Source organism: Proteus sp. FME41, from assembly GCF_014897315.1.
GTDB lineage: Bacteria > Pseudomonadota > Gammaproteobacteria > Enterobacterales > Enterobacteriaceae > Proteus.
Genome location: NZ_JABUYL010000015.1, coordinates 1 through 14,287 on the forward strand (window position 1 = coordinate 1; position 14,287 = coordinate 14,287).

A 14,287-nucleotide genomic window follows, 5' to 3' on the forward strand; every position below is an offset into this window, starting at 1 on the left:
AAGCAGAACAAGAACGTTTAGAGGCGCAACGCCAAGAAGCGGAGCGTGCAGAACAAGCTCGTTTAGCTCAAGAAGCACAAGCGCAACGCCTTGCGCAAGAAGAAGCTCAGCGCCAAACTGAACTTCAAGCAGAACAAGAACGTTTAGAGGCGCAACGCCAAGAAGCAGAGCGTGCAGAACAAGCTCGTTTAGCTCAAGAAGCACAAGCCCAACGCCTTGCGCAAGAAGAAGCTCAGCGCCAAGCTGAACTTAAAGCGGAGCAAGACCGTTTAGAAGCAGAGCGTCTAGAGCAAGAACGTTTGGCCCAAGAAGCTGAGGCACAACGTTTAGCGCAAGAAGAGGAAAACAAACGTCTCGCTATTGCGCAAGCAGAAGCCGAAGATATTGAATCTTTACGCGAAGACGTGTTGGCAGATAAAGTTGTTGAACAAGAGAAACCTAAAAAAGAAGGTTTTTTTAGCCGACTGAAAAAAGGTTTACTGAAGACTCGTCAGAATTTAGGTTCAGGATTCCTGAGCCTATTTCGTGGTAAGAAAATTGATGATGAGCTTTTTGAAGAGTTAGAAGAGCAACTCTTGATTGCCGATGTGGGCATGGAAACTACGACTAAAATCATCACCAGCCTGACCAAACACGCCACGCATAAAGATCTTAAAGATGCTGAAGCCCTTTACGGCAAATTACGTGAAGAGATGGGCGATATTTTAAGTAAAGTTGATAAGCCATTAAATATTGAAGGTAAAAAACCGTTTGTTATTTTAATGGTTGGCGTTAACGGTGTTGGTAAAACAACCACAATCGGGAAATTAGCGCGACAATACCAAGCTGAAGGTAAATCTGTCATGTTAGCCGCAGGTGATACATTCCGTGCTGCAGCAGTTGAACAATTACAAGTTTGGGGTGATCGCAATAATATTCCTGTTGTCGCACAACATACAGGCGCTGATCCTGCATCGGTTATTTTTGATGCGATTCAATCAGCACAAGCAAAAGGTGTCGATGTTCTTATTGCTGATACCGCAGGACGATTGCAAAATAAATCCCATTTAATGGAAGAGCTGAAAAAAATTGTTCGTGTGATGAAGAAGCTAGACGAAGAAGCGCCACATGAAGTGATGCTGACATTAGATGCAAGTACTGGACAAAATGCCGTTAGCCAGGCAAAACTCTTTAATGAAACAGTTGGGCTAACTGGCTTAACATTGACTAAACTCGATGGTACAGCAAAAGGCGGTGTTATTTTTTCTATTGCTGATCAGTTTAGTATTCCTATCCGTTATATCGGAGTAGGTGAAGGTATTGAAGATCTGCGTCCGTTTAAGGCCGACGATTTTATTGAGGCTCTGTTTGCCCGCGAGGAGTAGTTTTAATGATCCGCTTCGAACACGTCAGCAAGGCTTATTTAGGTGGAAGACAAGCATTACAAGGGGTTGATTTTCATCTTCGCCCTGGTGAAATGGCTTTTTTAACGGGTCACTCTGGCGCTGGTAAAAGTACATTGCTTAAATTAATTTGTGGAATAGAACGCCCAAGTGATGGTGCTATTTGGTTTGCTGGTCATGATATTAGTAGACTTAAAAATAGTGAGATCCCTTTTCTGCGTCGTCAAATAGGGATGATCTTTCAAGATCACCATCTATTGATGGACAGAACGGTTTATGACAATGTTTCTCTTCCTCTGATTATTGCTGGTGCGAGTGAAGAGGATATTCGACGAAGAGTGTCTGCTGCATTAGATAAAGTTGGGTTGTTGGATAAAGCTAAAAATTACCCTATTCAACTTTCTGGCGGTGAACAACAGCGTGTGGGTATTGCGCGTGCTGTAGTAAATAAACCAACGGTTTTACTTGCGGATGAGCCAACGGGTAACCTTGATGGTGAGCTTTCAGAAGGCATTATGTGTCTTTTTGAAGAGTTTAATCGTGTAGGTGTCACCGTATTAATGGCAACACATGATATGTCATTGATAGAGCGTCGAAATTATCGCATTCTTACATTAGGTCAAGGCAGAATGGTGGGAGGGCAAAATGGCTAAAGCAAAAAGTTCCCGTAAATCGATGCCAACGCCGAGTGCAAAAACCAAAGCGTTAAAAGGAGGAAGACGTGAACAATGGCGTTATGCGTGGCGTAATACAATGTCTGATTTTTTGCGCCAACCTCTTTCTTCTTTTTTAACAGTAATGGTTGTCGCCATTTCACTGACATTACCGAGCATCTTTTATATTGTGTGGAAAAATGTCTCGACGGCTTCAGAGCAGTGGTATCCCACACCACAATTAACTGTTTATCTTGATAAATCGCTTGATGATTCGCTGGCAGAAGCCACAATTAAGAAAATAGAAGCACTTGAAAAAGTGGAAGAGGTTAACTACCTTTCACGACAAGATTCGCTAGTGGAATTCCGTTCTTGGTCTGGTTTTAGCAGTGCCTTGGATATGTTAGAAGAGAACCCACTTCCCGCAGTGGCGATTGTGACACCCGTTATGGATCCTAGTGACCAACAACTTATGGTGAATTTACGTGATACTGTAGCGAAAGTTCCCGGTGTTGATGAAGTTAGGATGGATGACAGTTGGTTTACTCGACTTTCAACGTTAACTTCATTGGTGGGACAAATTGCATTAGTGATTGGTACATTGATGGTTGTTGCGCTGCTACTGGTGATAGGCAATAGTGTGCGGCTTAATATTTTCAGTCGTCGCGACACGATTAATGTGATGAAACTTATTGGTGCAACAGATGGTTTTATTATGCGTCCCTTCCTTAATTGGGGATTAATCCTAGGCTTTATTGGCGCTGTATTTGCACTGATTTTTTCTGCTTTATTGGTGTGGAAACTTTCTGATGTGGTGACTCAAGCGGCAACCGTATTTGGTACCTCTTTCTCAATTTCAGGATTAGGATTTGATGAATCTATCATTCTTATCTTAGTTGCCATGACAATTGGTTGGTTTGCAGCGTGGTTGACGACAATGCAACACTTGCGTCAATTTACACCAGAATAGTGGATTAGCACTTTTATAGACTCTACATAATTCGAGCTACAGCTAGCGACAAGTACGAATAAACGTCGCCAACAACGCAGTAGCTTGAAATTTGACGAGGATAGTTTTTTTATTAGGCTGGGTTACTTTAATATCGTTATCCAGCCATTTTATCGAAGTCTTGTCTCTGGCATAATAATGCGCACATAATTTTTACTCATGCAAACTGATCGCCATATCTATTTTTGCATGAGTCAATACAAAGAAATGTAAACATAGATGCGAGATGAACCTTTAGTCTTTATGCTGGTCGAATAGTCGTTATGATAAAAACATATCGTAAAAAAACCTAACTGATTTCCTATTTAAGCTATATTTATAAGGCTCATCAACTTTCCCTTACCGCAATAATATTAATTATTTATTTGATTTTCATGAGGATTTGAATGACAAAAGAAATGCAATCCTTAGCATTGGTTCCGCAAGGCAGCATCGAGGCATATATACGTGCAGCCAATTCCTATCCGATGTTAACCGCAGAGGAAGAAAAGGAACTCGCTGAACGGCTGCATTACGATGGTGATTTGGATGCGGCAAGAACGCTTATCCTTTCGCATCTGCGCTTCGTTATTCATGTTGCTCGCGGCTATTCTGGTTATGGTTTACCTCAGGCTGATCTTATCCAAGAAGGTAACATTGGTTTGATGAAAGCCGTTCGCCGTTTTAACCCCGAAGTGGGGGTACGGTTGGTCTCTTTTGCCGTGCATTGGATCAAAGCCGAAATTCACGAATATGTATTACGTAACTGGCGTATTGTGAAAGTCGCGACCACTAAATCACAACGTAAACTGTTTTTTAATCTGCGAAAAAATAAAAAACGTTTAGGTTGGTTTAACCAAGATGAAGTGGAATTAGTTGCAAGAGAGTTAGGTGTGTCAGAAAGTGATGTCCGCGAAATGGAATCACGAATGTCAGCGCAAGACATGGCATTTGATATGACCGCCGACGACAGTGATGATTCACACCCGATTGCACCAGTGCTCTTCTTAGAAGATAAATCCTCTGACTTTGCAGATGGCATTGAAGAAGATAACTGGGATAATCACGCAACAGATAAACTGACTTCAGCGATTGAAACACTGGATGAACGTAGCCAAGATATTATTCGTGCTCGCTGGCTAGATGATGATAATAAATCAACATTACAGGACTTGGCCACAAAATACGGCGTCTCCGCCGAGCGTGTTCGCCAATTAGAAAAAAATGCGATGAAAAAATTGCGTTTAGCGATTGAAGATTAATCACATTTCAGACTCAGCCTTCCCTCTTGTAAAGTAGAGTATGTTATAAAAGCGATATGAAAATATCGCTTTTTTATTGCCTGGAGAAAATAACGTGAAAATTGTTATCGCCCCTGATTCTTTTAAAGAAAGTTTAAGTGCGAAAGATGTTGCGCTGGCAATAAAACAGGGGTTTTCACGTTATTTACCCGATGCACAATATTGCTGTATTCCTATGGCGGATGGCGGTGAAGGCACGGTGACATCTCTGGTGGATGCAATGCAAGGCCGTTTTATATCGACACAAGTGTGTTCGCCTTTAGGTAAACAAGTAACCGCAACGTGGGGAATTTTAGGTGATAACACTACTGCCGTGATTGAAATGGCGCAAGCTTCTGGTCTTCATCTTATTCCCTCATCTCAACGCGATCCTAATTTAACGACCAGTTATGGAACGGGGGAATTAATTAATGCCGCACTTGAAATGGGTGTTAAAAAGATTATTTTGGGATTAGGCGGAAGTGCTACAAATGATGCAGGTGCAGGGATGATGCAAGCACTTGGGCTTGGTCTCAAAGATAAGTTTGGTACATCTTTGCCTTTTGGTGGACTCGCATTAGCCCAGCTTCACACTATCGATATCACGAGGCTTAATCCTAAATTAAAGCATGTTGAAATTGAGATTGCTTGTGATGTAACAAATCCGTTGTGTGGAGAAAAAGGAGCATCCGCTATTTTTGGTCCTCAAAAAGGAGCGACCAAAGATGATATTGCGCAACTTGATAAAGCTTTACATCATTTTGGTACTTATCTTGAGAAAATGACACAACACAATCTTATTAATATTGCTGGAAGTGGTGCGGCGGGTGGATTGGCGTTACCGTTACTTGCCTTTACGCAAGCAACGCTTTCGCCAGGAGTTGAACTGGTTGCCAAAGCTGTTGAATTAGAGAAATATTTTATTGATGCGGATTTGGTAATAACGGGTGAAGGTCGAATGGATAGCCAATCGGCACAAGGTAAAACGCCAATAGGGGTTGCTCTGCTCGCTAAAAAATATCACCTTCCTGTCATTGCCTTAGTTGGTGGCTATCTACCTGATTATGATGTTGTTCATCAGCAGGGAATTGATGCTGTTTTCTCTATTGTACCGGGTGTTTCTACACTGGATGATGCTCTTCATAATGCGCAAAAGAATCTGAGTGAGACGGCTTATAATGTAGCTAGACTTTATACTACTCGTTCTCGTCATACTTCAAGTTGTAGCGTTGTTGACTAATATTCACTTGTCGCCTAGCTACAACTTGAATTATTTAGAATAAGAACGTTATCAAATATTGAGAGCATAAAGATCAGATTGTGGTGATGCACTAAATTGATGATGAGTTAAAAAAGCATGAGCAATCTCATACCCGCTTTCTTCCGCTGATAAGCTTATTGCCTGCCAATGGTGAATATCAGGATAGGCAGATAAACATTGTGTCAGTAAATAATGGCCAACACCGCGGCGGCGTGTCACTTCTCTGACCATAAAATCAGTAATAACCGCTTTTTTATCCGATAATTTAACCCAGCAAGCCGCTAATAATCGTTCATTAAATCTCGCCACAAAGAGTATATTCTCGTTGTTGATCTCATTTGTTAGAGCTGATTGGTAACGTGTATCTTGCCAAATTTTGCCTAAATCAATATGGTCTTGTTCAGAGAGCTGTGCCAGTTTTTCAATGGTTAATTTCATGAAATATCCTGTTAGTTTGCAGTGTGTTTTTTTTCTTTTAATGAAGACATTAAGGTCTTAATGGTGAAACACAATGCCAAACTCGTTAAGATCACACAAGAATAAAAGACATACTCATAGTTATTGTCAGTCACAAAATAGACCGAAATCATAGGGCCAGCAGCCATTCCACAATAACGAATAAAGTTATAAATCCCCATTGCAGTCGCTCTCATCGAGCCAAAATAACTTGCTAATAATGTCGTGTGCGTAGGCATGGTTAAGCCTAAAGAAAGCCCATATAACACGGTTAAACCAAGCATTATCGGTAGTGAGATTTGCCAAAATAGTGCAAATAACGCCAACATAATCAAATTGGTACAAGAGGTGAATATCACTCCATATTCAACACTAAATAAATGGCAAATTCTACGGTAAAGATAGCTACCTAAGATAAGTGCAATCGACATAGGCATATATAATCCACCTATTTCAGTGCTGTTAAGTTGATAGAGATGAAAGGCAATTAAGGGTAAGAAAACCAGTAGACAAAAATAGTTATAAAACACCATAAAACTGATGACAAATACAGATTTACCCTCAGGTGCTATAAGCACTTGTTGCATTGCAGATACGCTTTTAAAGGTTCCTTTTTGTTCAGGGCGTGTTTCAGGTAAATAAAAGAGATGGGTAATAAGTAATATGACACCGACAACAGCCAAGAAAATAAAGATCCCTTGATATTGATAATGTTGCGCTAAATAACCGCCCAATAAAGGGCCACAAGCAGGCGCTAACGCTAATAGCATTTGATACGATCCCATTGCTTTTGCACGATCGTTTCCTTGATAAAGATCGCCAAGAATAGTGGCGGCAACTACAGGGATAGCGGCGATACCGATAGCTTGGATCACGCGCCAAAAAATTAATAAGCTTATAGAATCAGACCAAACACAGCCCAATGCACCCACAATAGAAATGGTTAATCCACTGAGTAAAATCGGTTTTCTTCCCCATTTATCAATCAATGAGCCGTAAAATAATTGCATAACAGCCATCGCAAAAGTAAATGCAGATACCGTTAAATTAACCAATGATAACGTGGTATTAAATTGCTGCTGGATCAAGGGAAGTACAGGGGTATAAATATTTTGCGCCAAAGAGCCTAGTAGTGCGCTAAAACAAATGAGATAAAACAGACGACGAATTGATAGTTTCATTATATTGCCTCTTGTTATTTTGTTTCCATGGAAACAAAACAGATGATAGCGATATTTTGATTGTTGTAAATACTTTTGATACTATTTTTAAAAATATTTTTTCCAAGGAAACAAAATGGCAAAAGAGAATGTGACAACACAAGACTTGTTAAAAGGGTTAAGTGATTTTTTGCATCTTAAAGATGAACGAGCCGATAACGATCATAGAAAAGTATTAGAAGAGAAGGGATTAGATAATTATTCACTCACAGAATTGCATGTTATTCATTGTATTGGTGAAGAGAGTATGAGAAATCTCACGACCATCAGTGAATATATGACTATGACTCGCGGGGCTGTCTCAAAAATTTGTAGTCGCTTACAAAAAAAGGGGGCTATTGAAAAAATAAAGTTGGCAGATAATCAAAAAGAGATCTTTTTTATCTTAACCACGGAGGGGGAGCGACTGTTTCATGCTCATGAGGTGTTACATCAACAATCACAAGCAAGATGGTCTGAATTATTTGAACAATATGATCAGCAAGAAAGGCAGGCGATTAAACGCTTTTTTACCGATGTTGTGGGGCGTTTTCGTCATCCGTAACAGATAAATCAGAAAAGAAAACCCCCATACCACGAGATATAGGGGCAAGATAATTATTTCTTATCTTCAGCGATACGATTACGGATATTATCAGCACGCTCTTTTGATGGTGGGTGAGAATCAAACATACTTGAATCACCACCACCTAATTTAGCGAGTTTCTCAAAGCCTGTAACTAAACCAACAGTGTTCACACCACGTTTTTTTAGTAGATCATAAGAGAAATTGTCAGCTTCTGATTCTTGGTGCTGAGAGAACTGGGCGTTAATTAATTTTTGGCCCATCTCTGCTAATTGAGAGCTACTTAATTGCGCTGCTACACCACCTGCAGATGCTGCTGCAGTGCGTGCTGCCACGGCTGCGTGAGCAACTTGAATTGCTTTACGGGTATGACCTAAAGCAACGTGACCCATTTCATGACCTAAAACGCCTTCAACTTCGTTATCAGTCATCATATCCATTAAGCCACTATAAACACGTACACAGCCGTTAGCCATAGCCCATGCGTTCACATCTTTAGTCATGTAAACTTTGTAATTTACAGGAGTACCATTAACTTCATTACCTAACGCTTTAGCGATGTTATTTAAGCGTTTAGTGTAAGTACTGTTTGCCGGAGCAACTTTATTTTGCGCATCCATCTCTTTACAAGCATCATTAGTTAGCGCTTTGATATCATCATCACTTAATGTTGCAGCTTGAAAAAGTTGAGTTCCTGATTGGGTCAACATATCGGTATTCAGGTTTTTACAACCAGAAAGTAGTGCTGCTGATACCATCACGGTAGCAAGTAATTTAATTTTCATTTTTAATTAAGTCCTTTTCTGCTTAGCAGTTTATATAATTGCAGATCAATTCGAGCAGAAGAATAACAGTGCTTATCTATTGGTGCAATATAAGCATTTTATGAGATAAATATTATATCAATATCTCTTTTTTTCTTTTTTCAGCATAAGTGTATTATTTTTTTCCTCTTAATCGGATATGATAAAAATGAAATAATATATTTAACTTACTTAAAATTAAGAGAATTAATTGATAAGTTAATCGTGAAAAGATAAATTTAATTGACATAAATATAATATAAATAACTTGATTGTACTTACTTTAAGTGTGAGCAAGGCTACTTTGTATTTATTTAGAATAATATCAAAAGAACATTGTATTTAGATGTGGTTTCTATTTGTTTAATTCTGACAAGTTTTATATTTTTGATATTTATTGCTTAATGGTAAATAAATAGCGATGCTTAAAACACCGCTATTCAGATTAAACTGAAAGTAGATAAAACGATATCAAAGCGTTATGAAACCATTAATTCACTGATAAGCATAAAAGGGCGGCTAATACGTTTTCCTGTTTTATTATCAAAAAAGTGCAGGTTTTCTGGATGAATGGTAAGACCTATTTTATTGCCAGTTTTTACACCATGATCGTTCGGTGCTCGAATAACAAGAGATTGTTTTTGTTTATCACGGGTCGTGGCATAAATTAAAACATCAGCACCGAGAGCTTCGATAAATTCAACATCAACATGAAAAAGAGGATGTTGATGGCTAATAATTAAATGTTCAGGACGTAAACCTAATTTTATGACTTGATAAGGGAAATGCTGAGATGAAATAGCAATGTGCCCATCAGCAACTTCAATCACACCATGATTAATTGGAGTATCTAAGATATTCATTGCTGGAGAGCCCATAAATGTCGCCACAAACACGGAGGCTGGGCTTTTATAAATATCTAAAGGCGTGCCTACTTGCTCTATATTTCCTTGATTTAAAACCACCAGCTTATCGGCTAATGTCATCGCTTCTACTTGATCGTGTGTTACATAAATAGAGGTTGTGGCGAGTTTTCGCTGTAATTTTTTGATCTCCAGACGCATCTGAACACGTAATTTAGCATCAAGGTTAGAAAGCGGTTCATCAAATAAAAAGACTTTAGGATCACGAACGATGGCTCTTCCCATCGCGACACGTTGGCGTTGTCCACCTGAAAGCTCTTTGGGTTTTCTATCAAGTAAATGACTGATTTCCAGCATGTGAGCTGCATTGGTGACAAGCTCTTCTATTTTTGCTTTTGGTGTTTTTCGATTACGTAATCCATAGGCCATGTTGTTATAAACCGACATATGTGGATAAAGGGCATAATTTTGAAATACCATCGCAATATCACGTTCACTGGGTTCATGCTCATTAACCCGCAAATTATCAATAAATAAATCACCTTGTGTAATGGTTTCTAACCCTGCAATCATTCGCAGTAAAGTGGATTTTCCACAGCCACTGGGGCCCACTAATACCACCATTTCACCTTGCTCAATAGAAAGATTTAATGTTGAAATAGCTTGATGACCATTTGGATAACACTTTTCTAAATTTGTGAGAGTGACGGTTGTCATGTTATTTCTCCGTATCAATAAAGCCTTTTATAAAGGCTCTTTGCATTAGAATGACGATAAATACTGGGGGCAACATTGCAATTAAGGTGGTTGCCATGATCTTATTCCATTCAACGACACCATCAGAAACCGCAACCATCTGTTTTATGCCCATCACAATGGTGTAGTAGTGAGTGTCTGTAGTGATCAGCATTGGCCAAAGATATTGGTTCCAACCATAAATAAATGTAATAACAAACAGGGCGGCAATATTGGTGCGTGATAATGGAAGCAAAATGGTGAAAAAGAATCTTATTGGCCCCGCGCCATCAATTTTGGCAGCTTCAATAAGCTCAGGGGTGATAGTAAGAAAAAATTGGCGAAATAAAAAAGTTGCGGTAGCGCTGGCAATTAGTGGGATGGTTAATCCTGCATAAGAGTTCAACATATTAAGGTTAGTGACAACCTCAAATGTCGGCATAATGCGAACCTCGACGGGCAGCATTAGCGTAAAAAAGATAGTCCAAAAGGCAAGCATACGACCGGGAAAACGAAAGAATACAACCGCATAGGCCGATAAAATTGAAATTACTAATTTACCGAGGGTGATTACTGAGGCCATAATTAATGAATTCAACAACATACTGTTAATTGAAATCGCACTATTTTGTGTAGTACCTGCTTGTGAAAATATCGATTTGAAAATATTGAAGCCTTCTGTACCAAACCAAAGGGGCGAACCTGTAGCAAACGCGGTATTTTGATGTGTTGTCGCCACAAGCGCTATCCACACGGGGAATGCTACCGAAAGTAAGCCAACAATAAGAATAAAGTGGCAAAAAGCATGAAATAAAGGTCTGCGTTCAACCATCAGTAAGCCACCTTTTTCTCAACATAGCGAAATTGGATCACGGTTAATATCGCGACAATAAACATCAAAATAACGGATTGTGCGGCAGAAGAGCCTAAATCCAATCCCACAAACCCATCGTTATAAACCTTATAAACCAGTGTTGATGTGCTACTTCCTGGGCCACCTTGTGTCATCGCATGAATAATGGCGAAAGTATCAAAGAAGGCATAAGCAAAATTAACCACGAGTAAGAAAAAGGTGGTAGGAGAAATTAAAGGAAAACTGATCGTTATAAAGCGCTTAATCGGACCACTACCATCAATAGCCGCTGCTTCTAATAGTGATTTAGGCACAGATTGTAAGGCGGCTAGGAAAAACAAAAAGTTATAGCTCACTTGTTTCCATGTCGCGGTTAAAATAACCATCCACATGGCGTGATGCGTATTCAGTACAGGATCCCAATTAATGCCTATTTTTTTTAATTGTTGGCTTAATACGCCAATCGTGGGATCAAGCATAAATAACCAAAGAAAACCGGCGATAACGGGTGCAATAGCATAGGGCGAAATTAAGATAGTGCGGTAAAACAGCTTGCCTCGTAAAATTTGCTCGGCAATGCCTGCTAAAACAAGCGCAGATAACATAGAGAGAAAGACAACACCGGTGCTAAAAATTAACGTCGTGATTAAACTATCAAAATAGTAACGGTTACTAAATAAACGCTGATAATTTTCAAAGCCAACAAACTCTCGGCTAAGGCCAAACGCATCTTCTAATTGAAATGATTGGAAGAAAGCTTGCCCTGCAGGCCAAATAAAAAAGATAAGCGTGATAGCTAATTGAGGTAAAATTAACGCGAGAGGTAACCCTTTTTGTTTAAAATAAATGGATTGAGAAGCCATACAGTATCCAGTAAATCGATAAAAGCAGAAGGCGAGCAGTTAGCTCGCCTAATAAAAGTGATTATTGAGTACGTTCAAAGCGGCGCAATTGCTCATTTCCACGAATAACCGCACTATCTAACGCAGCTTGAGCACTCTGTTTTCCTGACCATACTTTTTCTAACTCTTCATCAACAATTTCGCGTGTTTGCAAGAAATTACCGAAGCGTAATCCTTTTGAATTTGCAGTAGGTTCTGAGGTTGTCATTTGTAATATTGCAGTGTCAGCCCCTGGGTTTTGCTGATAAAAGTCTTGTTGTTGTGTTAACGCATAGGCAGCTTTAGTGACAGGGAGATACCCAGTTGATTGGTGCCAATCAGCTTGCACCTCAGGGCTTGAAAGATAGGTGAAGAATTTTGCTACACCGTTATATTCTGCGTCAGGGCGTCCTGACATAACCCATAACGATGCGCCGCCAATAATGGTATTGGCCGGTTTTTGCACAAGGGTATCGTCATAAGGTAATTGGCTAACACCAATATCAATTCCTTTCATATTCTCTTTTATGCCTGCAAAACCAGCTGATGACTCCATCACCATAGCGCACTCTTGAGTATAAAATAGAGGCATAGAGTCGGACTGGCGTCCGCCATATTTGAAAATGCCCGATTTAGACCAATCTGCCATTTGTTGAATATGCGCAACGAAAGGGGCTTTATTAAATAGGAATGTAGTATCAAAACCATCAAACCCATTATTTTGGGTCGCGATAGGTAAATTATTACGCGCCCCAAAGTTTTCGATTTGTGTCCATGATTGCCATGTGGTGGTAAAGCCACATTTCACACCTGAGTCGAGTAATTTTTGAGACACAACGTCCATCTCTTTCCATGTTTTAGGCGGTTGAGCTATGCCTGCTTTTTTAAACAGAGCCTTGTTGTAATAAAGCACGGGTGTTGAGCTATTAAAGGGCAATGACATCATTTTGCCATCGCTGGTGGTGTAATAGCCTGTGACTGTCGATAGATAACTATTAGGATCAAAAGGCTCGTTGGTTTTTTCCATTAATTGATAAACTGGGAAAACGGCTTTTTTAGCGCCCATCATGCTGGCGGTGCCTACTTCAAAGACTTGCACAATAGCGGGTTGGTTTTTGGCTCTAAATGAGGCGACCGCACTGGTCATGGTTTCAGCATAAGTGCCTTTATAAACAGGTTTTATCTCATATTCAGATTGGCTTGCATTAAAATCAGCCGCGATTTGATTAACTTTTTGACCAAGCGCACCGCCCATAGCGTGCCACCATTCAATTTGTGTTTTTGCGTATGTTGGTGAAGCAAAGAGTGTCATCGCAACAGCAAGGCCTGTTATTGATTTTATCGACATGCAGTATTTCCTTTTAAATCGAGAGTTAAAGGTGCAATCTAGTTTGCGAATTACCCTAAATGTTATTTATGACAAAAGGGTGACAATTAAATGAAGAGTTCTTGATGGTGTGACTGTCAAATTGCTGTCATAAAGGGTTGTCATGATGTCGGCACAAATGAAAAGGAGAGAGAAATGAAGATAGCTGCTCACCGAGGTTTTTCTGGAAAAGCCCCTGAAAATACGTTAGCTGCGTTTAAAATGGCGATTGATTTCGGGTGCGAATGGATTGAGACGGATGTGCAATTAACAGCAGATCATGTTCCTGTGCTTATTCATGATAAGACGGTTAACCGTTGTACTAATGGTCAAGGTGCTGTGCGTTTTCATACCTTGGACGATTTACATCGTCTTGATGCTGGAAGTTGGTTTAGTTCGCTTTATCAAGGTGAGAAAATACCCTCTTTAAGGCAAGGCTTGCAGTTAATTAAGCGTTCAGGCACAAAGCTTAATATTGAGCTAAAAACATGGCCAGACGATGATATTGAACGTTTGTGCTTAGCGGTATCTGACATGATAAAAAGTGCAGATATTCCGAATGAACAAATTTTATTTTCTGCTTTTGATACTCAAGCATTAATCGTGATGAAACGGTATCTGCCTTTTATTCGAAGAGGCCAGTTATGGGATGAAATTCCTGACAATGCATTAGAAACACTGAAAATAATTGATGGCTTTAGTGTGCATTGTAATTATCAATATCTGACTCAAGCCCAAGCCCAAATGTTAAAACAAGCGGGTTATGAAATTTATTGTTATACCCCTAATGATCCCAAAGAAGTTGAACATTTCGACGAATGGGGTGTTGATATGTTAATTACAGATATGCCCAATGTATACCAAACAACGAAATAAAAACCACCTAACGATCTTGCCTACTTAATTTGAATAAGGCGTTATTAATTTTTTTTGATTACGCCTTTCACTCCCTTTCTCATTCTATTTGTAGAAATAAAATAC

General features: G+C 39.6%; 14 protein-coding genes. 7 read left to right on the forward strand and 7 right to left on the reverse strand.

Annotation, left to right across the window (positions count from 1 at the left end; genetic code table 11):
• From ftsY to INT04_RS13890, 5 genes are all read left to right on the forward strand, one after another.
• Nucleotides 1-1,364 (forward strand): signal recognition particle-docking protein FtsY (gene ftsY / locus INT04_RS13870; RefSeq protein WP_193016699.1); only part of this gene is annotated, 1,364 nt, incomplete at its 5' end.
• A gap of 5 nt (nucleotides 1,365-1,369) precedes the next feature.
• The gene (gene ftsE / locus INT04_RS13875) at nucleotides 1,370-2,035 is read left to right on the forward strand and encodes a cell division ATP-binding protein FtsE (protein WP_193016700.1); all 666 of its coding nucleotides are present in this window, start codon (nucleotides 1,370-1,372) and stop codon (nucleotides 2,033-2,035) included.
• Entirely contained in the window at nucleotides 2,028-3,005 is a 978-nt protein-coding gene (ftsX, locus tag INT04_RS13880; RefSeq protein ID WP_193016701.1) for a permease-like cell division protein FtsX, read from the forward strand. Before ftsE ends, ftsX begins: the two co-directional genes overlap by 8 nt.
• Nucleotides 3,006-3,430: 425 nt before the next feature.
• Nucleotides 3,431-4,285 (forward strand): RNA polymerase sigma factor RpoH, encoded by an 855-nt coding sequence (gene rpoH / locus INT04_RS13885; protein WP_193016702.1) that lies wholly within the window; start codon nucleotides 3,431-3,433, stop codon nucleotides 4,283-4,285.
• Between the two features lie 94 nt (nucleotides 4,286-4,379).
• A complete protein-coding gene (locus tag INT04_RS13890) occupies nucleotides 4,380-5,543 on the forward strand; it encodes a glycerate kinase (protein ID WP_193016703.1) in 1,164 nt (387 codons plus the stop codon).
• A 51-nt stretch (nucleotides 5,544-5,594) separates the two neighbouring features.
• On the opposite strand, the gene panM is transcribed toward INT04_RS13890, so the two are convergent.
• Together panM and INT04_RS13900 are read right to left on the reverse strand one after the other, a co-directional pair.
• Nucleotides 5,595-6,002 (reverse strand): aspartate 1-decarboxylase autocleavage activator PanM, encoded by a 408-nt coding sequence (gene panM, locus INT04_RS13895; RefSeq protein WP_193016704.1) that lies wholly within the window; start codon nucleotides 6,000-6,002, stop codon nucleotides 5,595-5,597.
• 11 nt (nucleotides 6,003-6,013) lie between these two features.
• Nucleotides 6,014-7,201 (reverse strand): MFS transporter, encoded by a 1,188-nt coding sequence (locus INT04_RS13900; protein ID WP_193016705.1) that lies wholly within the window; start codon nucleotides 7,199-7,201, stop codon nucleotides 6,014-6,016.
• 115 nt (nucleotides 7,202-7,316) lie between these two features.
• Here INT04_RS13900 and INT04_RS13905 point away from each other — a divergent pair, with 115 nt between their 5' ends.
• Complete coding sequence (locus tag INT04_RS13905) at nucleotides 7,317-7,784, forward strand: MarR family transcriptional regulator (protein WP_193016706.1); 468 nt, start codon at nucleotides 7,317-7,319, stop codon at nucleotides 7,782-7,784.
• 53 nt (nucleotides 7,785-7,837) lie between these two features.
• Here the strand turns inward: INT04_RS13905 and INT04_RS13910 are convergent, their stop codons facing one another.
• The 5 genes from INT04_RS13910 to ugpB form a co-directional block, all read right to left on the reverse strand.
• A complete protein-coding gene (locus INT04_RS13910; RefSeq protein ID WP_193016707.1) occupies nucleotides 7,838-8,590 on the reverse strand; it encodes a M48 family metallopeptidase in 753 nt (250 codons plus the stop codon).
• 497 nt (nucleotides 8,591-9,087) lie between these two features.
• Nucleotides 9,088-10,188 (reverse strand): sn-glycerol-3-phosphate ABC transporter ATP-binding protein UgpC, encoded by a 1,101-nt coding sequence (ugpC, locus tag INT04_RS13915; protein ID WP_193016708.1) that lies wholly within the window; start codon nucleotides 10,186-10,188, stop codon nucleotides 9,088-9,090.
• Nucleotide 10,189: 1 nt separating this feature from the next.
• Nucleotides 10,190-11,038 carry a sn-glycerol-3-phosphate ABC transporter permease UgpE gene (ugpE, locus tag INT04_RS13920; protein ID WP_193016709.1) on the reverse strand — a complete coding sequence of 283 codons (849 nt, stop codon included), beginning with the start codon at nucleotides 11,036-11,038 and terminating at the stop codon, nucleotides 10,190-10,192.
• Nucleotides 11,038-11,922, reverse strand: coding sequence for a sn-glycerol-3-phosphate ABC transporter permease UgpA (ugpA, locus tag INT04_RS13925; RefSeq protein ID WP_193016710.1), 885 nt, complete (start codon nucleotides 11,920-11,922; stop codon nucleotides 11,038-11,040). The genes ugpE and ugpA overlap by 1 nt, the downstream gene beginning before the upstream one ends.
• 61 nt (nucleotides 11,923-11,983) lie before the next feature.
• The gene (gene ugpB / locus INT04_RS13930) at nucleotides 11,984-13,288 is read right to left on the reverse strand and encodes a sn-glycerol-3-phosphate ABC transporter substrate-binding protein UgpB (protein ID WP_193016711.1); all 1,305 of its coding nucleotides are present in this window, start codon (nucleotides 13,286-13,288) and stop codon (nucleotides 11,984-11,986) included.
• A 174-nt stretch (nucleotides 13,289-13,462) separates the two neighbouring features.
• Here ugpB and INT04_RS13935 point away from each other — a divergent pair, with 174 nt between their 5' ends.
• Entirely contained in the window at nucleotides 13,463-14,182 is a 720-nt protein-coding gene (locus INT04_RS13935) for a glycerophosphodiester phosphodiesterase family protein (RefSeq protein WP_193016712.1), read from the forward strand.
• The last annotated feature ends 105 nt before the right edge of the window (nucleotides 14,183-14,287 follow it).

Excerpts from the sequence above, each read along its gene's own strand:
- ftsE (WP_193016700.1), top strand. The coding sequence starts at position 1,370 with ATGATCCGCTTCGAACACGTCAGCAAGGCTTATTTAGGTGGAAGACAA.
- ftsX (WP_193016701.1), top strand. The coding sequence starts at position 2,028 with ATGGCTAAAGCAAAAAGTTCCCGTAAATCGATGCCAACGCCGAGTGCA.
- rpoH (WP_193016702.1), top strand. The coding sequence starts at position 3,431 with ATGACAAAAGAAATGCAATCCTTAGCATTGGTTCCGCAAGGCAGCATC.
- panM (WP_193016704.1), bottom strand. The coding sequence starts at position 6,002 with ATGAAATTAACCATTGAAAAACTGGCACAGCTCTCTGAACAAGACCAT.
- INT04_RS13900 (WP_193016705.1), bottom strand. The coding sequence starts at position 7,201 with ATGAAACTATCAATTCGTCGTCTGTTTTATCTCATTTGTTTTAGCGCA.
- INT04_RS13905 (WP_193016706.1), top strand. The coding sequence starts at position 7,317 with ATGGCAAAAGAGAATGTGACAACACAAGACTTGTTAAAAGGGTTAAGT.
- INT04_RS13910 (WP_193016707.1), bottom strand. The coding sequence starts at position 8,590 with ATGAAAATTAAATTACTTGCTACCGTGATGGTATCAGCAGCACTACTT.
- ugpC (WP_193016708.1), bottom strand. The coding sequence starts at position 10,188 with ATGACAACCGTCACTCTCACAAATTTAGAAAAGTGTTATCCAAATGGT.
- ugpE (WP_193016709.1), bottom strand. The coding sequence starts at position 11,038 with ATGGTTGAACGCAGACCTTTATTTCATGCTTTTTGCCACTTTATTCTT.
- ugpA (WP_193016710.1), bottom strand. The coding sequence starts at position 11,922 with ATGGCTTCTCAATCCATTTATTTTAAACAAAAAGGGTTACCTCTCGCG.
- ugpB (WP_193016711.1), bottom strand. The coding sequence starts at position 13,288 with ATGTCGATAAAATCAATAACAGGCCTTGCTGTTGCGATGACACTCTTT.
- INT04_RS13935 (WP_193016712.1), top strand. The coding sequence starts at position 13,463 with ATGAAGATAGCTGCTCACCGAGGTTTTTCTGGAAAAGCCCCTGAAAAT.